Here is a 23699-nt window from a genome sequence, read left to right on the forward strand (position 1 = left end):
TAATATGTGATAATACGATAACGATTGCGTGTTTGTAACTTACTAATTTAATTGTGATTTTTTAGGATATAATAAGAAATTCTTGTCTGTAAATTATACGAATTACGTTGAGGTGACAGCTGTAGAGGTAATTTAACTATTTTAAGCAGTAACCTACCTAGCTGTAGATTCTCGTTCAATAAGCTCAGTATCTATAATCACTGTTTTGTATTCTTCAATACCTTCTTCGTGATTTTCAAGTTTATTTATAAGTAGTTTGGAGCTATACTCTCCCATTTGTTTGCCATGTTGACTCACCGTAGTTAGGCTAGGAATACAATGTTTTGATAAAATACCATCGGTAAAACCAACGATAGCCACATCATCTGGGACAGATTTATGAAAGCCTTTTAATACCCTAGCAGCCGTAGCTGCAAAAAGTTCATTAACAGCAAAAATTCCATCAATATCTTTATCTTTTAAAAATGCATGTATTTTTTCGTGACAATGAGCAACATCTTCAATTTTTAAAATTAAAGATTCGTCAATCTCAATATCATAAGCAGATAAACCACGTTTATAGCCTAATGTTCTAAGCTTACCAACACTTACATAGTCCACCGTTGTAATTAAGGCAACTTTACGGCAGCCAATGCTAAGTAAATGGTTAGTGGCATGTTGAGCTCCTCGGACATCATCTACAATAATTTTGTCACAAACCATCTCGTCTACAACGCGATCAAACATAATTACTGGCATACCTTGATTAATGGTTTCTGTTATATGGTGATAATCCCCTTTTTGTTGAGTTTCCTTTGCTACCGAAAGTATAAAGCCATCGGCACTTCCGCTGGCAAGCATTTCCATATTAATGACTTCTTTGTCAAATGAGTTGTTAGAGGAACATATAATAACTTGATAACCTTTTTCATTGGCTACTTTTTCAATTCCTCCTATAACAGTAGTAAAAAAGTGATGAACAATTTCAGGAATGATCACCGCAATGGTTTTAGTTTTTCTATTTTTTAAACTTAAAGCAATGTTGTTGGGTTTGTAGTTATATAACTTAGCAAAAGCTTTTACTTTTTGTCGGGTATCTTCACTAATTTCCTTGCTGCCCTTTAGTGCTTTTGAAACTGTTGATACAGAAATTTCAAGTTCTTTTGCAATATGTTTTAAGGTTATTTTTTGTTTCACGAGAAATAGGACTATTTTAATTACGAAAACCTTGTAGGTTTTTAAAGATTTCTAACTTAATAAATATTAATCAATTTTATATACTTTTTAATAAAAACTAATTTTTTAAAGACTTAAGTTTTGTTAAATGTGCTAAAAAATGATTTTTTTATATTTTTTTAAGTGTTTTATTGATTAAAATGAAAAACTTCTTAACATTCAATCGATTTCGTTACTTATTTGTCAATCAGATGCTTGGTTTCGAAAACGTTTTTGTCCTAATTTTGAATTAGAAAGTGAAAAGTATAAGTCGTTTGATTTTTAACAACTAGCATTAGTGAAATCGAAATACTTAAAAAGCTTATTGGTGTATTGTATTACAAATAAATGCATAATTCAGGTTTAAGTAAAAGTGTTTCAATTCATATCCTTCAAGAAGTTAAAATTCTGGAATGGATGACAGTTATTATTAATTAAGAACAATAAAATGAATATTATACTAAAAAGATTTTTTTATGTGCTGCTATTATTAGCGCCATTAGGTATATATGCTCAAACTACTGTTGAGGGTGTGGTTGTCGAAGAAGCTTCGGCAATACCCCTCCCTGGAGTAAATGTTATAATTAAAGGTACAACCAAAGGGGTAGTTACCAATTATGACGGAAAATATACTATTGAAAATGTGAAAGAAGGCGCTATTTTGGAGTTTACCTATATCGGTTTTCTTACACAAGAGATTCCTTTTACAGGAAAGAAAACTATTGATGTAGTACTAAAAGAAGATGTTTCCGAATTAAGTGAGGTAATACTTATTGGATATGGGTCAGCTTCTAAAGAAGATGTAACAGGTTCGGTACAAGCGGTTGGAGCTAAAGATTTTAATAAAGGGGCTATAGTGTCGCCAGAACAATTACTTTCGGGTAAAACTGCCGGGGTACGTGTATTGTCTGCAGGTGGAGCACCTGGTGCGGGCTCGCAAATTAGAATTAGAGCAGGATCATCGTTAAGTAATAGTGACCCGTTGATTGTTATTGATGGTGTACCCTTAGATCAAGGTGACTTACAAGGGGCTCGAAATCCATTAAATATTATTAATCCCGATGAGATTAAAGATTTTGTTGTATTAAAAGATGCTGCAGCTACAGCCATTTATGGATCTAGAGCTTCAAATGGAGTAATTTTAATTACAACTAAAAAAGGAAGCAGAAACGCACCACTTAGTGTGGAGCTAGACACTAAATATTCATTATCGGAAGTAGTGAATACCACCGACGTGTTTGATGCTAATGGATTTCGGAATTTAGTAAATGAAAGAGCAAGTGATAAAGTAGATCGTTTAGGTAATGCTAATACCAATTGGCAAGATTTGATTTATCATACGGCGCCCGGAGCCATAACAAACTTAACCTTGTCAAAAGGTTTTGATAATGCTGCTTTGCGTGTTAATTTGAATGCGACTGGGCAATCTGGAGTTATAAGAACGGATACGTATAAACGACATGCGGTGAATTTGTCATACACTCAATTTTTATTGAATGATGATTTAAAATTAACACTTTCGAGTAAAAATAGCATTTCAAAAAATCGATTTGCGAATAATGATGCCATAACTGCGGCGACGCAGTTTGATCCTACGCAACCGATATATGATGAGCAAGGAAGATTTTTTGAATTTAGAGTAGGTGGAGGTTTTGAAGTGAATGCACCAAGTAATCCATTAGGTCTATTACTCGAAGATGTAAACGAAGCAACCAATTTACGAACAGTGACCAGTTTGAATGCAGATTATAAAATTCCTTTTGTTGAAGGTCTAAGGTTTAATTTAAATACAGCATTAGATTATACAGATGTGGACGGGGAACAAAATAAGCCTGCAAGTATTGGTCAAAATAAAGATGATGTTCCGTTTAAAAAAATATATACCGGTTTTAACCGAAATCAATTATTAGATTTTTATTTTAATTACAAGAAGGATTTTAGTTTTTTAAAATCGGCAATTGATGTAACAGCGGGCTACTCTTATCAAGAATTTTTTGAAGCCAAAGACCGTTCCGAAACTCAAACAGGAGTATTTGGACCAGTAGCTCCAGAAAGATCTAGAGATGTGTTAATAGGTTATTTTGGTAGAGCAAGTATAGATTTTAATAATAAATACTTAATCTCGGGAAGTATTCGTAGAGATTTAAGTTCTAAATTTTCAAAAGACAATAGAGTGGGGATTTTCCCAGCGGCTTCGGTAGCATGGAAAATTCATAATGAGAAATTTTTAGCCGATTCAAATGTAATTTCGGAACTTAAAGTTAGGGGAGGAGCAGGTATAACTGGACAGCAGGAAATTGGTTTAAATTTAGGGTTTATTGGTTTGCTGAAACCAGGTGAAGGTGGCGCACAAGTACAGTTTGGTGATGACTTTGTAGATACGCTTCGTTTTGAGCCTAAAGACGATAATTTAAAATGGGAAGAAACCTTAAATTATAACTTAGGATTAGATTTTGGATTATTTAATAATCGAATTTCTGGAAGTATTGACTACTACCAAAAAAATACCGAAGATTTATTAGTCGAAGTACAACAATCTGCAGGTACAAATACTACAGATGTATTTTTTAATAATGCAGGAGAAATTAAGAGTAGTGGGTTGGAATTTCAAATTAATGGAGCTATTATTCAAAAAAAGGATTTTAATTGGAATCTGGGTTTCAACTTTACGTATAATGAACGCGAAATAGATCGCTTATCATTAGTAGATGATCCTAATGTGTTTCGCTTACAAGGAGGAATTTCGGGAGGAACTGGGAATACCATTCAAATTTGGAAAAAAGGTTTTGATCCTACTACATTTTTTGTGAATCGTCAGATTTATGATGCTAACGGAGCACCTATTGAAGGGGCGTATGTGGATGTGAATAACGATGGCGAAATTACAGATAGTGATAAGTTACCCTATAAAAAGGCAACACCCGATGTATTTGGAGGGCTTACTTCAAATATGCGTTATAAAAATTGGGATTTGAATTTTACTTTTCGAGGAGCCTATGGAGGTTATAATTACAATAATGTACAATCAAATACAGGGAATGAGGCTTTTGGGCTAAATCCACCTGGAGTTTTTTTAAGAAATGTAAATACGGATATTTCAAATACTAATTTTAAGAATGCACAATTTTTTTCAGATTATTATGTGCAAAAAGCTGACTTTATTCGCTTAGATAACATTTCTGCAGGCTATAATTTACCTTTTGAAAACATAAAAGCACGCTTATCATTTACGGTCACTAATGTATTTACCATTACAAATTATGAAGGTTTAGATCCAGAAATATTTGTAACCGATGTAAGCTCTAAAAGGGAAGGTATTGATGATAAATTTTACCCAAGACCTAGGACATTTGTATTAGGATTAAATGTTAAGTTTTAAAAACAGAAAAATGATGTTACGATATATAAAAATACTAGTGTGCATAAGTAGTTTAGGATTTTTTACTATTTCTTGCGAAAAGGATTTGGATGTAGTACCCGAGGATAATCGAATCACGGCAGACCAAGTGTTTACTTCCGAAGATGGTTATAGAGCCGGTTTGGCTAAGTTGTACGGGGGCTATTCATTAAGTGGACAAAGAGGGCCTTTCGGTTTACCAGATTTAAAAGGATTAAATGAAGGTTTTTCAAACTACCTAAGATTGTATTGGAAATTACAGGAGTTAACTACCGATGAGGCAGTCATTGGTTGGGATGATGGAACGATTAAGGATTTACATTCGCAAACATGGACATCCGGGAATGAGTTTATTAGAACTATGTATGATCGTCTTTTTTTTCAAATAGCTTCTTGTAACTCGTTTATAAGAGAGATTACACCCGAAAAAGTATCTGAGCGTGGATTAACCGATAATGATGTGATAAAAAGTTACCGTAGCGAAGCTCGTTTTTTGAGAGCGTTAACCTATTGGCATGCTATGGATTTATATGCTAATCCTACGTTTGTAACCGAAAAGGATAAAGTAGGAGGTTTTTTGCCACCTCAAATTAAAAGAGCAGAATTATTTACTTATTTAGAAGAAGAATTATTAGCTATTGAAAATGAAATCTCAGCAGTAAGGACAGCCCAATATGGTCGTGCCGATCAAGGAGCTGTATGGACGTTGTTGGCAAAATTATATTTAAATGCAGAAGCCTACGGAGTACCCGAAAGATATAATGATTGTGTAACCTATTGTGAAAAAATAATAAATGGTGGTTATAGTATTGATCCATCTGTTCCATATAATTATTTGTTTTTAGCAGATAATGATAGCAATGGAGCGCAAAGCGAATTTATTTTTACCATTCCTTTTGATGGTTTACGTACACAATCCTTTGGAGGTACTACTTTTATTGTTCATGCAGCAGTAGGAGGAAGTATGAATCCTAGAGCTGATTTTGGAATCAATGGAGGTTGGTTTGGTTTACGTACCACAAGCGGATTAATTGATAAGTTTGGAGCGCCAATTAATCAAACGGAAGTGTTCAAAAGAGACGATAAAGGAGAGGTAGTTTTAGATGATGATGGGAATAGAGAATCTTTAGGGTTTCAACAAATTTGGAATGATAAGCGTTTATTGGCTTATACTCCGGGGCAAACTAAAGAAATTAATGATATATCAAATTTTGGTGATGGTTATGCCATTCAAAAATACAGGAATATAACTAGTACAGGTGAGGTAGGTTCTGATTCTGAAGATCATCCAGACACCGATTTTCCAATGTTTCGTTTGGCCGATGTATATTTAATGTATGCGGAATCTGTTTTAAAAGGAACATCTGGTGATAAGGCTGTTGCTGTTGGGTATATTAATCAGTTAAGGCAAAGAGCACATGAGGGTTCCACATCGTTTAATATTACCGAAGCCGATTTGACCGAAGATTTTATTATTGATGAACGAGCTAGAGAACTGTATTGGGAAGGGCATCGTCGTACAGATTTAATTAGAGTAAAAAGATTTACCGAAAATGGAGTTTGGCCATTTAAAGGGAATGTACCTCAAGGGAGAACGACAGCAAGCTTTAGGAATATCATGCCAATTCCTGCAAAGGAAATTGCGCTTAATCCAGACAATCTAAAACAAAATCCAGAGTATAACTAATTGAAGTAAAGTAAACATTTTAAAGGTGTTTGTTATTTCTTTAGGCTTCTTTTAATTAATTGGTAGTTAACTATTTAATTTATTTGTTAGAAGGAGTCTAGGAGAACTATATCCTAAAATTAATTCAGATTTAAATTGAAATAAGCCATTAAAGTGTTTAAAACTTCTTTTTAAAAGAAAAAATAAAATGAAAAATATAGTTAGAATTTTAATAGTAGTATTCCTAGCGTTATTTGTTAGTTGTGAAAGGAATGATGAAGTAGTTTTTGTTGAAGACGGTGTTAAAGAACCTACTATAGTAACGGCTAATGAACGTATTGTTTTAAATAAAGCTTTCGCTGAAAATACTGCAGTAACTTTAGTTTGGGAAGATGCAGTCTATGATATTTCAACCCCAGTTTCGTATGTGATAGAATTAGCAGCTTCGGGAACAAGTTTTGCCGAGCCTAGTATTGTAGGGGAGACAAGCGAGCGCTTTTACAGTTGGTCTGTTAAAGAATTTAATGATGCGGTGATCAATGCCGGATTAAAGCCAGATGAAGAAGCTGCTGTTGATTTACGTGTAGTTTCTTCGGTAGGAGTTGATAATGGAATAGCATTAACATCTGGAGTAAATGTATATACTGTGGTGCCTTACCCTAATGAAGCGCCTAAGTTATTTTTAGTGGGAGCGTTCCAAGCTTATTATGGAAAGTCAGCATGGACACCCACTGAGGCTATTGAAATGAATTATTTAGGTGATGGATCTACTCAAGTTTATGAAGCCTATGTGAAACTAGGGAATGATGATGGATTTAAATTTATTTCGGCAGCAGCAGATTGGAGTGTGTTAGATGGTAATTATGGCACCGATGGAGGAGCTCAAAATGGAGTTATTGTAAATTCAGGAGGTAGTAGCGATGTAAAACCAAGTGCCGAAGGTTTTTATTATGTTAAGGTGGACATCGACAACTTAACTTATCAATTAATAAAAATGGACTGGGGTATTATTGGTAGTGCTACAGCAAATGGATGGGACCGTGAAACATCGATGACTTATGATTTTGAAAGCAATTCTTTTGCGATTACAGAAACATTGGTAGTTGGCGAAATGAAATTTAGAAGTAAAAATACCGGCAATGAGATTTTTGGATCTGGCGAAGATTGGAAGTTTAATGTAGGTAATTCTGGCGATGAAGCCGTTGCAATTGATACTGGGGATGATAATTTTATGGGTATTTTACCAGGGGATTATGATATAAGTTTATCTATTGATTTTGATGGTAAGGCGGTAACTGAAATTACTAAAAAATAATATTTATGGAAAATGTAAATAAATATATAGTTTTAGGAAAAGCAGTATTGGGCGTTTTTGCAATGGCATTTCTCTGTTATTCCTGTGAAGAAGTAGAACAAGTAGCCGATCCCGGTTTGTTAAGTGAGCAAGAAGATTTACGACTCGATTTGAAGCAGTATGATAATGGGAGTCGGGTAATGATGCAGGCCTTTTATTGGGATGTGGAGCCTATTGGCGAATGGTATACTGTAATTAATAGTAAGTTAGCAGATTGGTCAAGTTCGGGGGTAGATCGTATATGGTTACCTCCAGTATCTAAAGGGCAGTCCGGGATGTTTTCAATGGGGTATGATCCATCAGATTATTTTGATTTAGGTGAATTTGATCAACATGGTACTGTTGAGACCCGTTTTGGCTCCAGGGTCGAATTGGAAAATTTGATTAATCAAGCACATGATAATGATATTGAAGTCATTGCAGACGTAGTCTTAGGACATAATTCCGGCGGAGGAAAACAAGATAATCCTTTTCGTCCTGGCGATACCGAAGTATTTTCATTGTTTAATGAAGCTAACGGAAATGCTTCAGGAAAGTTTAATAGAACAAATGAACATTTTCATCCAAATGATATTCATGAGAACGATGAACAGGCATTGTTCTTTGAAAAAACCGACTTATGCCATGATCAAGTTTATGTGCAAGATTGGTTATGGAAACGTGATGATTCCGTAGCAGAATACTATAAAAAAATTGGTTTCGATGGTTGGCGTTTTGATTATGTAAAAAGTTTTTCACCAAATGTGGTAAAGCAATGGAACGCCAAAGTTGGAGGATTTTCGGTAGGAGAAAATTTTGATGGAAATGCTGAGGTATTAAAAAAATGGGTAGATGAGTCGGGTTCTCCAGCTTTTGATTTTGCCTGTTTTTATAAATTAGAAGAAGCTCTTGATCGATTTAACGACCTTACCTATTTAGAGGGAGATATGCTTCGAAAAATATACCCAGATAAGGCGGTTACTTTTGTTGCAAATCATGATACCGAAAAAGATAAAAATGTTAATAATAAAATTAGCTTTTCTAACAAAATGTTAGCCTATGCTTACATGTTAACACATGATGGGTACCCAACTATTTTTTATAGTGATTATGAGAATTTAACTTTTCAAAAAACATTAAAAAATCTAATGGAAATACATAGCACTTTAGCTACGGGCCCAATTGAAGTATTAAAATTGGATCAGGAAGAATATATTATGCAACGAGAGGGGAGTGCTAATAATCCGGGTTTGATCTTGTATATGAATATCGGTAGACGTGCTAAAAGCGTTGAGGTTCAGTCCAATTGGTTGAATAAAAATATTATTGATTATACCGGAAATATGGATAAAGTTTTACAAACAGAGGCTATGGGAAAAGTGTTGCTTGAGGTGCCAGCAAAAAGTTTTGCTATATGGTCCATAGCTAAATGATTTATTTGATATGACCTAACTAGTTTAGTTAGTTTTTACTCCCACTTGGTTTAAGTTAGTTGTCTAAGTGGGAGTTTTTTATGATGGGTTTTTATAGGAATTCGGTCGTTTGCTCTAGTTTCATACCTCTTGATCCTTTGATTAATATAGCTGAATTTGAAATCGGATAAGTTTTTAAATGAGAAATTAAACTTGTAGTGCTTTTGAAAAATGCTATCTTTTTAGAATTAGTAGAACAGTCAAAAAAATGATCTCCGGCAAGGAATATTTGATTGATTTTTGAATTTTCGAGATGAGAAACAATCGATTGGTGTTCTTTTTCTGAGTATTGACCAAGCTCAAACATATCACCTAAAATAACCACTTTGTTATCTTTTTTTGTGTGGTCATTTTCAAAATTTTTAATAGCGGCAGTCATGCTGGAAGGGTTAGCATTATAGGCATCTAGTATTAATTGATTTGTTTTGGTTTTTATTAACTGAGATCGATTATTGGCGGGAATATATTTTTCAATAGCTTGTTTAATTGCTGTAATGTCTATTCCAAAGTATAAGCCAATGGCTATACTTGCAGCAATATTAGTATAGTTGTATGCGCCAATGAGATTCGAGTTGATTTCAGTTTCTTTTACAAGTACTTTAACAAAAGGTTGCGCTTCAATAAATTTAATTTGGTAGTCGCTTTTGGAAGTGTTAGAAAAGTAAATAGCATTACTTTTTTTAGATTTTTCTGTTAAAATGGCATCTTCAATATTACCAAAAATGATACCTTTATTAGTGTCTAGGTGGCGGTATAATTCAGTTTTTCCTAGTAATATGTTTTCTTCACTTCCAAATCCTTCTAAATGTGCTTTTCCTATATTGGTAATATATCCAAAATTTGGTTGGGCAACTTTACAAAGTTGATCAATTTCATATAGGTGATTGGCCCCCATTTCTACGACACCAATTTCTGTTGAAGTATCCATCTTTAGTAAAGTAAGCGGTACACCAATATGATTGTTAAGGTTTCCATATGTAGCGGTACAATTGAATTTAGTTTTGATTACAGCATGGATTAATTCTTTAGTAGTTGTTTTTCCGTTACTTCCTGTTAATGCAATAATAGGGATAGATAAATAATTTCTATGAAAATTAGCTAGTTCTTGTAATGTTTGTAAAACATTTTCAACCAAAATTGCTTTTGAATGAATAATTTTTGGGTCGTCAATAATAGCAAAACACGCACCATCTTCAATTGCTTTTACAGCATATTGATTTCCATCAAATGAATCTCCTTTTAAGGCGAAAAACAATTGATTGTTGTTTAAGCTTCTGGTGTCTGTACATACACCACTACTATTTAAAAAAAGTTGATGAAGTTTTTTAATTTCCATTTGAAGTCAATTAGCCTTAATTAATGGGGTGAAAAATAGTATTTTTTTTATTTATTTCTCCTTAATAGGAAATATTATGTATTAGCATTTTAAAAATATGTATTTTTTTACTCTTGCTTTTAGGATATAAAAATAGCCCTAACTATAAAGCTAGGGCTGTTTTATATATTATGTTTAAATATCTACTAGTTTGTAGGCCTTCTAGGTCCACTAGATTTACTTCCTACACGAGAAACAGCATTACGGAAACCAATGTAATCAGTAGCCATATCTTGAGGGAAATACCTACGTTGTGCAGGGTCTAACCAATATGCTCTATCTTTCCATGATCCACCTTTGTATACTCTAGCTTTATCATCAACCTGAGTTCTTCTTTTAGTAGAAGTATCATATTGTCTTTTAAGCTCCCCATCTTCAGTAGTCACACTGTGAGTCGGTGAATTATACATGTCTTTGGTAGGGTCACCTTCAATTTCTTCAAAAGCTTCGTAGTAACGAGAAGATTGTTTGTCACCATCTCTATAGTTACGGTTGTCGCTTTCGTCAAAATTAGTTCTCAAATAAGTTTCTTCTTCATCGATAGGAACTTGTTTTATTTGACCTGGTAACGTACGAGCAATTACTTTTCCGTTGCTCAACGTATCATATACCATTTCGCTAGCACCTAATACAACTACTGTACCATCACTTGAAATAGCATTTTTTGTATACACATTACCTCTGTAGTAGTTAAAGTCATTAAATTCATCATCTACTATTGGTCTATAAACATCAGCTACCCATTCTGCAACGTTACCTGCCATATCATATAAACCATAGTCATTAGGAGTAAAGCTCATTACTTCAGCAGTAATATCAGCTTTATCATCACTCCATCCAGCAATTCCACCATAGTCACCAGAACCTTGCTTGAAGTTGGCTAGTTGATCACCAAGTTTATTTTTTGTTCCGGAACGTGTATATTGTCCTTTCCATGGGTATTTTTTTCTACCACGGTAAATATTATAACTTCTCAATTCTCTTAAACCTAAAGCAGCATATTCCCATTCCACTTCTGTTGGAAGTCTAAATTTAGGAGGGATAATACCAGAATCTAATTGAGTAAATCTTCTGCCAGAGTTTGCAGATTCTCCAGTTCCACCACCTTCGCCATCTGCAGCAACATCACCTTCACTTACTTCTCCGCCTTCTTCACCTTCACTACTACTAGCTTTACTTCTAGATCTTTTTCCTGCTTCATTATTCATTTGCTCAATACGCCTTTGAGATTCTCTTCCTCCAAGACTAACTTCTTCATTACCACCATAAACTTGGCTTGGTGCAGTTAAATATGTGTCGCGATCAAAATTGTTTCCTGGACCAGATTGTAAATCTGCATCTTCGGAAATTCTTCCTTGATCTCTCAATATACGTTCGGCAACCATATTGGTTCTCCATTCGCTAAATTCAACTGCTTGAATCCAACTTACACCGACTACAGGGTAATTTCTGTAAGCAGGGTGACGCAAATAATTATTGGTCATTACTTCGTTAAAACCTAAACGGTTTCTCCAAACTAATGTATCAGGAAGTATACCTTTGTAGATATCTTCATAATTTTTGTCTTTTGGATCATACATACGTTTAGTCCATTCAAGGTATTCTAAATACATAAGATTGGTAACCTCTGTCTCATCCATGTAAAATGACTGCACGTGTTGTTGCGTAGGTGAGTTGTTCCAATCGTGCATAACATCATCTTGAACACGACCCATTGTAAAAGTACCACCTTCAATAAAAACGGTACCTACAGGAGGTTCTTGTTCTTTGTAGTTCGTGTTTACTCTTTGACCTCTTCCGTCTCTGTCATTAAATTCAATGCCAGTCCCGCGAGATTTATTCGCGTAATTATTTTTGGTATTACAGCTAATGGCAAATAACGCCAGTGTAGCCCAAAGAGTTACATTTAAAAGATTTTTTTTGTTCATAATAACAATCCTTTGATAGAAATAGGGTTTGCAATATAACAATTAACGTTCTAAATTCAATTTTATTTTAGATTTAATTGTAGTTGCTTAAATTTGTTTACTATTGTAAATTAAGATTATTCTAACGACATAATCAATGGCTTAGTATACTTTTTGCTTTTTTAATCCGTTTTTAATTCTATGAAATATTCATTGCCCCACATTCTATTATTTTTCGTTTCAATCTGTTGTTTTTCGCAAATAAAGACAATTGATATTAAATGGGATACAACAAATTTGTCTGATAATGAGGTAGATTATCCTACAGCAAGTAATATGAATGGAGATCTCTACAATGGCATTTTAGAATTTAATTATACTTGGAAATCTTCAAAAGGGGTTGATGTTTCCCAAATTATAAATCCAGTCTATGAGTCAATTAGCGAATCTGAACTTAAGGCTGTTGCCAAAAATAAAATAGGCGCAACATTAAATTTAAGAGCGTCAACACGTTTTGCAAGAGGAGTTGCCTATCAATCTATAGCATTTAATCCTATAATTAAATTACGCGGTCAGTACAAAAAGCTAACATCATTTTCATTAAATACGTTATATAAAAATACATCATTAGGAGCTAAAAAGTTGGCTAAAGTTTCAATGCCTCGGAATTCAGTTTTAGCACAAGGTGATTGGTTTCGTTTTGCTGTGGATACTACAGGAGTATACAAAATAACTCCTCAGTTTTTAAATAGTATTGGTGTTGATTTAAATGGAGTTGATCCTAATACAATAAAAATATACGGTAATGGAGGGCAGCCACTACCTTTATTGAATAGTGAGAATGAAATTTTTGATGTTCCCGAAAATCCAATAAAAATAGTTGGTGCCGAAGATGGTGTTTTTTCTGGAGATGATTATATATTGTTTTATGGGAGAGGGACTAAAGGCTTTGTTGAAGAAAATTTATCCCATGTTAATACTTATGCAGATGAAGCTTATTATTATGTCACAACAGGTGGAGTTCAAAGTAAGAAAATTGGAACTATGTTAGAGCCATCTGGAACTATTGATAAAGTATTTACATCGTATGATTATGAAGCTTTTCATGAAGTGGATTTGGTTAATATTGGAGGATTAGGTAGAATTTGGCACGGAGAAAGTTTTGATATTCAAAATCAACGAAGTTATGATTTTAGTGTGCCTGACGTAGTTAAAGGGGAGCCAGTTAATGTGCGAATTAAGTTTGCGGCAGTGTATAAATCACTTCCTTCGTTAGAGCTTAAGTTTTTTGGAAATTCAAGAGAACTAGCTTCAAGGAAGTTTAATTTTTCAAGTCCCTTTAGAGAAAGTATTGCCTACAGGGATACGGAACAAGTTATAGATGTTGAAGGTTTTAATGATGATGTTTTGAAAGTTCAAATCAACTACAATAAAGAGGGGGATCCTGCTTCAGAAGGGTTTTTAGATTTTATTAGAGTAAAAGCGAAAAGTAATTTAGTAAGTAATGGGAGGCAATTTGGTTTTTTTAATTCGGAAGCTTCTAACTCTGGAGGGCTAGGGGAATATGTAGTTAGTAATACTACAAATGATAATGCTATATGGGATGTTACAGATGTTTATGAAATTTCTTCAAAAATTAATAAAAACTCCACCGAATTAAGGTTTAAGTTTAATTTGGGGAGTCAAAGGAAATATGTGTTGGTAAACTCAAATGATTTTTATTCACCTACAAAATTATCGAATTCAAAAGTTTCTAATCAAGATTTAAAAGGTAGTTTTTGGCAAGGGAGCTCCTTAAGTGGAGGGTTCGCTGATGTTGATTATTTAGTGATTACAAAAGAGTCTTTTTTGCCTGCAGCAAAAAGATTGGCCGAATTTAGGTTGAAAAATGATGGTTTAAAAGCTAAGGCAGTTTCTGTTGAAAGTATTTACAGTGAATTTAGTACGGGGAAGCAAGATATATCTGCTATACGGAATTTTGTTAAGTATTTATATGATAATGCCACCTCTGAATCTGCACGTTTAAAATTTTTGTGTATAATAGGTGATGGGTCATATGATTATAAAGATGTGATTAAGAATAATACTAATGATGTGCCATTGTATCATTCTGTTAGGAGTAACTCTTTTGTGAATAGTTTTGCGACAGATGATTTTTATGGATTTATGGATGATAATGAAGGGGGGAATCCGAGTGTGGATTTATTAGATATTGCTGTAGGTAGAATGGTTGCTCCAAATTTACAGATAGCTAATGAAATGGTAGATAAGGTAATTCGATTTTATGATAAAGAGGCATTTGGAGATTGGAGAAACAAACAATTGTATATATCGGATGATGTGGATAAAGAGATAGATTCAAAACTTCAGGATACTTTAAATAATATTGCAGACAGGTTGCGAAAAAACGTTTCGGATATTAATGTGGATAAATTATTTTCAGATGCTTTTGTGCAAGAAGTAAGTCCAGGAGGTCAGCGTTATCCGAAAGTTAGAAGAGCTATATTGGATGCTTTTGAAGCGGGGGTGTCTTATGTGAATTATTTTGGACATGGTGGTGAAGATGGCTTGTCTGGTGAAACGATTTTTACGGCCAGTGATGCCAGAGGCTTGGTTAACGAAATGCAAATGCCCATTTTTACAACTTTTACATGTGAATTAACTCGTTTCGATAACCCTAAAAGGTTGACAGCTGGTGAATTTATGTATTGGAATAAAGAAGGGGGAGCGGTGGCGCTTTTAACAACAACAAGGCAGTTAACATTCACTACAGCGATCTCGCTTAATAAGAGGTTGGAAGAAGTTTATTCAACAGCTCAAGGTGTTTCAACTTCAATTGGGGAGGCAATTAGGGTGGCAAAAGTAAATGTAGGTAGAAGTACTAATAAAAGAACGGTATTTTGTATTGGTGACCCGGCGATTAGTATTCCTTTTCCGAAAGGGAAGCTAGAGTTAACTAGAATAAACGATAAAAATTTGAGTGATTTTAAAACGGAATTGAAGGCTTTGGATAAGGTTAAGTTTTCTGGTCAAGTCGTACTTTCCGATGGAAATGTAGATGAAAATTATCAAGGAGAAGTAAGTGTAGTGCTTTTTGATAAAGAATTAAAAAGACAAACTTTAGCCAATGATAAGGTTCGTAACAGCAAAACAAATGAAATTATAAAAATAGATTTTATAGAATCAGGTGAAAAAGTGTTTAGGGGCTTGGCATCTGTAAAAGATGGGGAATTTGATATCGAGTTTATTCTTCCTAAAAACATACAATTACCTATCGGAGAAGGGAGGGTTAGTTTGTATGCTAAAAACAATAATAAACTCGAAGATCATACTGGGTCACTTGGAGTAAAAATAGGAGGTTTGAACACCGAAGCGGTTGAAGATAATCAAGCACCAGAGATTGATCTTTTTTTAAATGATGAAAACTTTATTGCGGGTCAAAATGTGAATCAGTCACCAGTTTTGTTAGTTAATTTTTCGGACGCAAGTGGAATTAATACTGCAGGTGGAGTGGGGCATGATATTATAGCGATATTGGATAATGATGATAAGAATCCTATTATATTGAATGATTATTACTCAACAGATTTGGATGATTTTACCAAAGGTAATTTGAGTTTTAGATTAAGGGATTTAGCTCCGGGAGATCATACTTTAAAGGTAAGAGCATCGGATGTGTATAATAATGTTGTTTTTGAAGAAATAAGTTTTAAAGTAGGTCAATCTGAAGATTTTAAGATTGATAGGGTGCTTAATTATCCTAATCCATTTGTAAGTTATACGGAATTTTGGTTTTCTCATAATAGTACTCTTAATGATGACTTACAGGTGACAGTGCAGATTTTAACGGTGACAGGTAAGGTCGTTCGGACAATTAATAGTAATTTGACAGGAAAAACGAATTATACAGATCAAATTGCTTGGGATGGAAAAGATGATTTTGGAGATAAAATAGGAAAAGGTGTATATGTGTACAAGATTTCAGTTAAATCTACGTTAACTAACAAGACTTCCTCTAAATTTGAGAAATTAGTCATTTTGTAGGAAAAGTCAGAATAAAAATTATATTTGTCAAAATTTGAAATTTTATGAAAAATAAGTTTGTATGGCTAACACTCGTATTGTTGGTTTCTTCCGCTCTATTGAATGCTCAGGAAGCAAATAGAAAAATTACCACAGCTTTGCCTTTTTTACAGGTGGCTGCTGATGCTAGAGCCGGAGGTTTAGGTGATCAAGGTGTCGCTACATCACCAGATGCATTTTCGCAACAATGGAATGCTTCTAAATATGCATTTGCTCAAAAAGAAATAGGAGTGGCATTAAACGTAACACCTTATTTGACTCGATTGGTGAATGATATTATTTTGGCAAATTTAGTAGGCTATAAGCGATTGAATGAGCGAAGTGCGGTGTCGGCAAGTTTTAGGTATTTTAGTTTAGGTGAAATTGAATTTAGAGAAAGTGCAACCTCCGAAGCTAATATTCAAAAGCCCAATGAATTGAGTTTGGATGTAGCTTATTCGTTAAGATTAAGTGATCGCTTTTCAATGGCGGTAGCAGGTAGATACTTGCGTTCTGATTTACGTTTACAAACTTCAAATTTATCAGGAGATTCAAATGCTGGTAATGGTTTTGGTGTTGATATTACTGGGTATTATCAGTCTGAAGAGATTCCTTATAGAAACTTTGATGGTCGCTGGAGAGGTGGTTTTGCAATAACTAATATTGGGCCAAAATTAAAGTATAGTGCAGATCAAGAAAGTTTTATACCAACAAATTTACGTTTAGGTGGAGGTTTTGATTTTGGAATTGATCAATACAATAAGGTGAGTGTAACAGCAGAAGTTTCAAAATTGTTGGTGCCTACACCACCAGTTTTTGACACAGATGGTTCTGGACAAATAGATGATGGAGATGAAATTAGAACTTTTGATGAGTTTGTGAAAAGTAAAAGTGCTATAGGGTCTATATTTTCATCTTTTAATGATGCACCTGATGGTTTTTCTGAAGAATTACAAGAATTTACAGTTTCGTTAAGTGCAGAGTATAATTATAACGATGTATTTGCTTTAAGAGCAGGATATTTTAATGAGCATGAAAGCAAAGGAGCGCGTAAGTTTTTTACTTTAGGGGCAGGATTTAAGTATACATCAATCGGTATTGATATGTCTTACTTGTTTTCTACATCAAATACGCCAAGTCCGTTAGATGGAACATTGCGATTCGGTCTTACATTTTTATTTGGACAAGATTACAGAGAGTTTTAAGAAAAAATAAATAAAAAAAAATGCCATTCTTTTTTAAGAATGGCATTTTTTTTTATTTATTTTTTCTATTTACATGAGATTTTTGTGTGAATTCAATTGATTCTTTAAGTTTTACGGGATTCTGGTGCATTTTGTTAAATGTGCTTTGTTTTCTATAAGATTAAGAATGCTTATTTTTATAAACTAGTACTTCGTGTTTAATTACGAATGTGTTATTTTTGCCTGTTACTAAAATTGAGCGAAAGAATGATTTTTTAGTATAGGACGCCAAAATTTATAATTGAAACTGATTCAATTCCAATGAAGAAAATTACCAAAGAAGTGTACCTTAGATGGTACGAAGACATGCTTTTCTGGAGGAAGTTTGAAGATAAACTTGCTCAAGTATACATTCAACAAAAGGTGAGAGGTTTTTTACACCTATATAACGGACAGGAAGCTATTCTTGCAGGTTCATTACATGCTATGGATCTTACAAAAGATAAAATGATTACTGCATACCGTAATCATGTGCAACCCATTGGTATGGGAGTGGATCCTAAAAAGGTAATGGCAGAATTATACGGGAAAGAAACAGGGACTTCAAAAGGTATGGGAGGTTCAATGCATATTTTTTCTAAAGAACATCGTTTTTATGGAGGGCATGGAATTGTAGGAGGTCAAATACCATTGGGAGCAGGTTTAGCCTTTGCTGATAAGTATTTTGACAGCGATGCAGTCACATTAACATTTTTTGGTGATGGTGCAGCGCGTCAAGGTTCATTACACGAGGCGTTTAATTTAGCTATGCTTTGGAATTTACCGGTAGTTTTCTGTGTTGAAAACAATGGATATGCCATGGGAACATCGGTTGAGCGTACAGCAAACCATACGGATATTTGGAAATTAGGTTTGGGTTATGAAATGCCATGTAAGCCAGTTGATGCTATGAATCCAGTTTCAGTTGCTGAAGCCATGGATGAGGCAATTACTAGAGCGCGTACAGGTGGTGGTCCAACTTTTTTAGAGTTAAAAACGTACCGTTACCGTGGGCATTCAATGAGTGATGCACAAAAATACCGTACAAAAGACGAAGTGGCAGAATATCAAAAAATAGATCCAATTACGCAAGTGTTGGATATTATAAAGGCTAAAAAATATGCTTCGACAAAACAAATAGCAGAAATTGATCAGCGTGTGAAAGATAAAGTAGCCGAGTGTCAAAAATTTGCAGAAGAGTCACCATTTCCAAAGCCACAACAAATGTACGATATGGTGTACGAACAAGAAGACTATCCTTTTTTACCACATAAATTATAATAAAAGATATGGCAACAGTAATCAATATGCCTCGTTTGAGTGATACTATGGAAGAAGGTACCGTAGCATCATGGTTAAAACAAGTAGGAGATAAAGTAGCAGAAGGTGATATCCTTGCAGAAATTGAAACTGACAAGGCAACTATGGAGTTTGAGTCTTTTTATGAAGGAACACTTTTACATGTGGGGATCGCAGAAGGAGAGACAGCACCAGTAGATCAGTTACTTTGTGTTATTGGTAATGAGGGGGAAGATATTAGTGCGCTTCTAGCTGGTGGTGCTAGCGCTGCTGCAGAAGTAGTTGAAGAGGCTCCGAAAGCAGAAGAAGCTGTTGCGCAAACAGCTGAAGTTCCAGCGGGTGTTGAAATTATTACCATGCCTCGTTTGAGTGATACTATGGAAGAAGGTACCGTAGCATCATGGTTAAAACAAATAGGAGATAAAGTAGCAGAAGGTGATATTTTAGCAGAAATTGAAACCGACAAGGCAACTATGGAGTTTGAATCTTTTTATGAAGGAACTTTATTGCATGTGGGTGTTCAAGAAGGAGAGACTGCACCAGTTGAAAGTTTATTAGCAATTATTGGCCCGGCAGGTACTGATGTGTCTGATTTAAAAGGTGGTGTTCCTGCTAAAGCAGCAGTAGCAGATGCTCCTGTGGCTAAAAAAGAAGAAGCAAGTGAGGTTGCAGCTCCTGCTGTAGTTGCAAACACAGCTGCAAGTGGTCGTATTTTTGCATCGCCATTAGCAAAAAAGATCGCATCTGACAAAGGGATTGATTTAAGTTCGGTTACTGGTACAGGTGAAAATGGGAGAATTACTAAAAAAGATGTAGAAAACTTTAAGGCTGCGCCTAAAGAAGCAGTTTCTGCACCAGCTGAAGCAAAATCAAGTGCTCCAGCGCCACAATTATATACGCCTGTAGGAGAGCAAATTTTTGAAGAAACTAAAAATTCGCAAATGCGTAAAGCTATTGCGAAAAGTTTAGGGAAGTCAAAATTTACAGCGCCACATTATTACTTATCTATTGAGGTAGATATGGATAATGCTATTGCTTCGCGTAAGCAAATTAATGCATTGCCCGATACAAAAGTATCATTTAATGATATGGTAGTTAAGGCGTCGGCTATGGCATTACGTAAGCATCCACAAATAAATACCCAATGGCAAGATGACGTTACTAGGTATGCGAAGCATATTTCAATAGGAGTTGCTGTGGCGGTTGAAGATGGTTTGGTAGTACCTGTATTGCCATTTACGGATCAAATGACCTTAACTCAAATTGGAGGGAATGTACGTAGTTTGGCAGGGAAGGCTAAAAACAAAAAGTTAACACCTGGTGAAATGAGTGGAAGTACTTTTACAGTATCTAACTTAGGTATGTTTGGTATTACATCATTTACAAGTATTATTAATCAGCCGAATTCGGCAATATTATCTGTTGGTGCTATAGTGCAAAAGCCGGTAGTTAAAAATGGTGAAATAGTTGTAGGTAATACTATGACATTAAACTTAGCATGTGATCATCGTACAGTTGATGGTGCAGCTGGAGCATCGTTTTTACAAACATTAAAAACATATTTAGAGAACCCTGTGACAATGTTGGCATAGAATTTTCTGGTATTATACAAACAAAAAACCACCAATTTTGGTGGTTTTTTGTTTGTATAAATTTAATAAGTGGGATGTTAATTAGCGCTACTAACCAGTTTGGTGTTCGGGTAAATAGTTAATGCCTGACCTACTTTAATTTTTGAGCTGTGTATTCGATTCCAACTTTTAATATTGGAGACGCTAACCTTAAATTTTTGAGCAATTTTACTAAGGTAATCTCCGCGGCGTACATGATAAACGAATTTTTTACTGGTATCGTAATTGTGATACATGGATTTTTCGCGACCATCTTCTCTTATGGCTGCAATTTTATAAAGCTTTTGTTCGTATTTTATAAAATTCTTCATTTTTTCAACAGGAAGTCTTAAGCTGTATTTGTTGGTTCTTGATTTAGGAATAATATTTAGTTTATAAGCAGGATTCAAAAATTGAAGTTCCTTGTAATCTATTTGTATGGCTTTTGATATTTCTTTAAAAGTAACCTTGGTTTTTATTTTTACAGTATCCGTTTCAATACTTAGATATTCGGGTTTGTGAGGCGTTAAATTGTGGTATTTGGCATGTTCAAAAATATACATGTAAGCCAAAAAGGCGGGTACATAGCCAGCGGTTTCTCGTGGTAAATACCTTCGGATATTCCAATAGTTTTTCTTGCCTCTGGCTCTTTTTAAAGCTTTTAAAACATTTCCAGGGCCAGAGTTATATGCGGCAAGGGCTAAATCCCAGTCTCCAAAAGTTTTGTATAAACTAGAAAGGTATTCACAGGCTGCTTTTGTGGATTTTAAGGGATCCATGCGTTCATCCACATAGGAGTTAATTACCAGTCCTTGCATTTTACCTGTTTGGTACATGAATTGCCATAATCCAGTAGCTCCCATGGAGGACTTTATTTTGGGTCTTAAGCCAGATTCAACAACCGCTAAATATTTTAACTCCAGAGGTAAGTCGTATTGATCTAATTCCTTTTCAAAAATGGGAAAATAATAATAGCTTAAGGAAATCATTTTTTCAAGTAAACTCCTTCTGCCTTTCAAATTTTTTTTAATTAAATTTTCTAATATTGGATTATACTCTATGTTAAAAGGAGTTTTGTGATCAAGACTTTCTAATCTAGCCTTTAAAGTTTCGGTAGGGAGTTCTTTGTAGGTAACAGGGGTTTCTGTATCTGCGTTTTGAATAATATCACGGATATCATTATACAGGTCAGATTGATAGAGTTCTTGTCTCCAAATGGAATCCATTTTGTCAACATCAACAGCGTTCTCTTGTAATTGAATCTGTTCTAGCTTTTGTTTACGGGTCTTCTTTTTAACTCTCTTTTGGCTATGTGCTAAAAATGTAAAGCCTAGGACCATGATTAGGGAGCAAATTTTGATTTTCATTAAGTGTTGCATAAAGGTTAAGTGGCTCTATAATCAACGCAATTTTTGAAAAAAGATTACAGAAGTAAATTCTTACATAAAAAGCTATAAATCACTTGGATTATGGGTTGTTAAACTAATTTATGCTGTAAATATAATATGGATGGTTTTTTTAAGAATTAAAATAAAATTACAAATGCAGATAGATGGTAGTTAAGCTTGGATTATGAAATAAAACTTCGTTGGGAGTATTGAAAGTTTAGTAAAATTAAGTGTTTTCTTAATTTTAGTATAGCATTACTAGAGTTGGATTTCAAAGGCTAATGGGCTGTTTGATCTTGTTGAGTTTTCAACCTAGAATAGGTTTTATAATGAACAAATAGGGGTAAAGCTTTAGGGAGTCTTTTTTTTTACTTCATCTTAAATATGTTTATCTTTAACATATGGCAAAAAATGTAGTAATAACGGGAACAAGTCGTGGTATTGGTTATGAGTTAGTTAAACAATTTGTGGCAGCAGGTCATAATGTATTAGCGCTTTCTAGGGATATGGGGCCGATAGAGGCATTAGCGACAAAAAAAATTCATGGTTTTTCATTTGATATCACTAAACAGCGCGATATTGATAAAGTAGCCGCTTATGTGAAATCAGAATTTAAACAAGTTGATATTTTAATACATAATGCAGGGATGTTAACGGCAAAACCCTTAGCGATGTTAACATCAGCCGATTTCGAAGCTGTATATAAGGTTAATGTTTTTGGTGTAGCCATGCTAACAAAAGCCTTAGTTGGTTTTATGCCCAAAAAATCTCATGTAGTAACTATAAGCAGTATTGGAGGGGTGCAAGGAAGTATTAAATTTCCTGGTCTTGCAGCTTATAGTTCTAGCAAAGGTGCAGTAATAACATTAAGTGAATTATTGGCGGAAGAATATAAAGAGCAAGAAGTCGCTTTTAATGTTTTAGCACTTGGCGCTGTACAGACGGAGATGTTAGCCGAGGCATTTCCAGATTTTAAAGCAAATGTACAGCCAAATGAAATGGCGGGTCATATTATGTATTTTGCATTAACGGGTCAGCAATTTTATAATGGAAAAGTTATAGAAGTTTCAAATTCTACGCCATAAATTATTGAAAACGGTTTTAAATAAATACTTGCCAGAGCGAAGTGTTGATCCGATTTTTGAATTGATTAAAGAAAATAATGTCTATTTAAAAATTGTGAATCAAAGGCAAACCAAACATGGTGATTATAGGAAATTACCAACAGGGGAGCATGTCATTACAATTAACAATTCCTTAAATAAATATCGTTTTTTAATTACGTTAGTTCATGAGGTTGCTCATTTGATAGCTTTTGCTAAATATGGACGACTCATAAAACCCCATGGGAAGGAGTGGAAATATACATTTCAACAACTAATGTTGCCTTTTATACGACCCGAAATTTTTCCTTCAACTATTTTGCCTGTTATCGCAAATCATTTCCGAAATCCAACAGCAAGTTCTGATACAGATACCCAATTTTCGCTCGCATTAAAACAGTTTGATAGTACAGTTGATTCAAAAAAATACATATATCAATTATTACCTGGATCAACTTTTTTGTTTAAAAAACGAATGTTTAGAATGGTTTCTAAAAAGATCAAACGCTATGTGTGTATCGAAGTGGACACGGGAAGAGAGTATTTATTTCAACCTAATGCCGAGGTAGAAGTGTTTTAGTAAATACGTTTTTATTAGACTATGGTTTTTAGTGTATTTATTTAATTATCAGTAAATTGGATTTATTTATACTTTGTTTTAATATGTAAT

General features: G+C 34.3%; 14 protein-coding genes. 10 read left to right on the plus strand and 4 right to left on the minus strand.

Annotated elements, in window-relative coordinates:
- Positions 1–153 precede the first annotated feature (153 nt).
- Positions 154–1176, minus strand: coding sequence for a LacI family DNA-binding transcriptional regulator (locus KQA_RS0212385; RefSeq protein ID WP_010181600.1), 1023 nt, complete (start codon positions 1174–1176; stop codon positions 154–156).
- A 466-nt stretch (positions 1177–1642) separates the two neighbouring features.
- Here KQA_RS0212385 and KQA_RS0212390 point away from each other — a divergent pair, with 466 nt between their 5' ends.
- From KQA_RS0212390 to KQA_RS0212405, 4 genes are all read left to right on the plus strand, one after another.
- Positions 1643–4573, plus strand: coding sequence for a SusC/RagA family TonB-linked outer membrane protein (locus KQA_RS0212390; protein ID WP_010181601.1), 2931 nt, complete (start codon positions 1643–1645; stop codon positions 4571–4573).
- Positions 4574–4586: 13 nt separating this feature from the next.
- Positions 4587–6278 carry a RagB/SusD family nutrient uptake outer membrane protein gene (locus KQA_RS0212395; protein WP_010181603.1) on the plus strand — a complete coding sequence of 564 codons (1692 nt, stop codon included), beginning with the start codon at positions 4587–4589 and terminating at the stop codon, positions 6276–6278.
- Between the two features lie 187 nt (positions 6279–6465).
- Positions 6466–7572 carry a SusE domain-containing protein gene (locus KQA_RS0212400; RefSeq protein WP_010181605.1) on the plus strand — a complete coding sequence of 369 codons (1107 nt, stop codon included), beginning with the start codon at positions 6466–6468 and terminating at the stop codon, positions 7570–7572.
- 5 nt (positions 7573–7577) lie between these two features.
- On the plus strand, positions 7578–9023 hold the full coding sequence (locus KQA_RS0212405) for an alpha-amylase (protein ID WP_010181608.1): 1446 nt from the start codon (positions 7578–7580) through the stop codon (positions 9021–9023).
- A gap of 91 nt (positions 9024–9114) precedes the next feature.
- Here KQA_RS0212405 and KQA_RS0212410 read toward each other — a convergent pair whose 3' ends face one another.
- Positions 9115–10398, minus strand: a complete 1284-nt coding sequence (locus KQA_RS0212410) for a UDP-N-acetylmuramoyl-tripeptide--D-alanyl-D-alanine ligase (protein WP_010181611.1) — start codon at positions 10396–10398, stop codon at positions 9115–9117.
- Positions 10399–10583: 185 nt separating this feature from the next.
- The gene (gldJ, locus tag KQA_RS0212415; RefSeq protein WP_010181612.1) at positions 10584–12365 is read right to left on the minus strand and encodes a gliding motility lipoprotein GldJ; all 1782 of its coding nucleotides are present in this window, start codon (positions 12363–12365) and stop codon (positions 10584–10586) included.
- Between the two features lie 180 nt (positions 12366–12545).
- Between gldJ and porU the strand changes: the two genes are divergently transcribed.
- From porU to KQA_RS0212435, 4 genes are all read left to right on the plus strand, one after another.
- Positions 12546–16388 carry a type IX secretion system sortase PorU gene (gene porU, locus KQA_RS0212420; protein WP_029209588.1) on the plus strand — a complete coding sequence of 1281 codons (3843 nt, stop codon included), beginning with the start codon at positions 12546–12548 and terminating at the stop codon, positions 16386–16388.
- Between the two features lie 44 nt (positions 16389–16432).
- On the plus strand, positions 16433–17611 hold the full coding sequence (gene porV / locus KQA_RS0212425; RefSeq protein ID WP_010181616.1) for a type IX secretion system outer membrane channel protein PorV: 1179 nt from the start codon (positions 16433–16435) through the stop codon (positions 17609–17611).
- 300 nt (positions 17612–17911) lie between these two features.
- On the plus strand, positions 17912–18910 hold the full coding sequence (pdhA, locus tag KQA_RS0212430) for a pyruvate dehydrogenase (acetyl-transferring) E1 component subunit alpha (protein ID WP_010181618.1): 999 nt from the start codon (positions 17912–17914) through the stop codon (positions 18908–18910).
- A gap of 8 nt (positions 18911–18918) precedes the next feature.
- Positions 18919–20520: a 2-oxo acid dehydrogenase subunit E2 gene (locus tag KQA_RS0212435; RefSeq protein WP_010181620.1), complete on the plus strand. Its 1602-nt coding sequence runs from the start codon at positions 18919–18921 to the stop codon at positions 20518–20520.
- Between the two features lie 77 nt (positions 20521–20597).
- Here the strand turns inward: KQA_RS0212435 and KQA_RS0212440 are convergent, their stop codons facing one another.
- Complete coding sequence (locus tag KQA_RS0212440) at positions 20598–21878, minus strand: lytic transglycosylase domain-containing protein (protein WP_010181622.1); 1281 nt, start codon at positions 21876–21878, stop codon at positions 20598–20600.
- Between the two features lie 449 nt (positions 21879–22327).
- On the opposite strand from KQA_RS0212440, the gene KQA_RS0212445 reads away from it, so the two are divergent.
- Entirely contained in the window at positions 22328–23011 is a 684-nt protein-coding gene (locus KQA_RS0212445; RefSeq protein WP_010181624.1) for an SDR family NAD(P)-dependent oxidoreductase, read from the plus strand.
- Positions 23012–23015: 4 nt separating this feature from the next.
- On the plus strand, positions 23016–23609 hold the full coding sequence (locus tag KQA_RS0212450) for a SprT-like domain-containing protein (RefSeq protein ID WP_010181625.1): 594 nt from the start codon (positions 23016–23018) through the stop codon (positions 23607–23609).
- The last annotated feature ends 90 nt before the right edge of the window (positions 23610–23699 follow it).

The organism is Aquimarina agarilytica ZC1 (assembly GCF_000255455.1).
Taxonomy (GTDB): Bacteria; Bacteroidota; Bacteroidia; order Flavobacteriales; family Flavobacteriaceae; genus Aquimarina; species Aquimarina agarilytica.

Excerpts from the sequence above, each read along its gene's own strand:
- pdhA (WP_010181618.1), top strand. The coding sequence starts at position 17,912 with ATGAAGAAAATTACCAAAGAAGTGTACCTTAGATGGTACGAAGACATG.
- KQA_RS0212400 (WP_010181605.1), top strand. The coding sequence starts at position 6,466 with ATGAAAAATATAGTTAGAATTTTAATAGTAGTATTCCTAGCGTTATTT.
- KQA_RS0212410 (WP_010181611.1), bottom strand. The coding sequence starts at position 10,398 with ATGGAAATTAAAAAACTTCATCAACTTTTTTTAAATAGTAGTGGTGTA.
- gldJ (WP_010181612.1), bottom strand. The coding sequence starts at position 12,365 with ATGAACAAAAAAAATCTTTTAAATGTAACTCTTTGGGCTACACTGGCG.
- KQA_RS0212445 (WP_010181624.1), top strand. The coding sequence starts at position 22,328 with ATGGCAAAAAATGTAGTAATAACGGGAACAAGTCGTGGTATTGGTTAT.
- KQA_RS0212405 (WP_010181608.1), top strand. The coding sequence starts at position 7,578 with ATGGAAAATGTAAATAAATATATAGTTTTAGGAAAAGCAGTATTGGGC.
- KQA_RS0212435 (WP_010181620.1), top strand. The coding sequence starts at position 18,919 with ATGGCAACAGTAATCAATATGCCTCGTTTGAGTGATACTATGGAAGAA.
- porU (WP_029209588.1), top strand. The coding sequence starts at position 12,546 with ATGAAATATTCATTGCCCCACATTCTATTATTTTTCGTTTCAATCTGT.
- KQA_RS0212390 (WP_010181601.1), top strand. The coding sequence starts at position 1,643 with ATGAATATTATACTAAAAAGATTTTTTTATGTGCTGCTATTATTAGCG.
- KQA_RS0212440 (WP_010181622.1), bottom strand. The coding sequence starts at position 21,878 with ATGGTCCTAGGCTTTACATTTTTAGCACATAGCCAAAAGAGAGTTAAA.
- porV (WP_010181616.1), top strand. The coding sequence starts at position 16,433 with ATGAAAAATAAGTTTGTATGGCTAACACTCGTATTGTTGGTTTCTTCC.
- KQA_RS0212395 (WP_010181603.1), top strand. The coding sequence starts at position 4,587 with ATGTTACGATATATAAAAATACTAGTGTGCATAAGTAGTTTAGGATTT.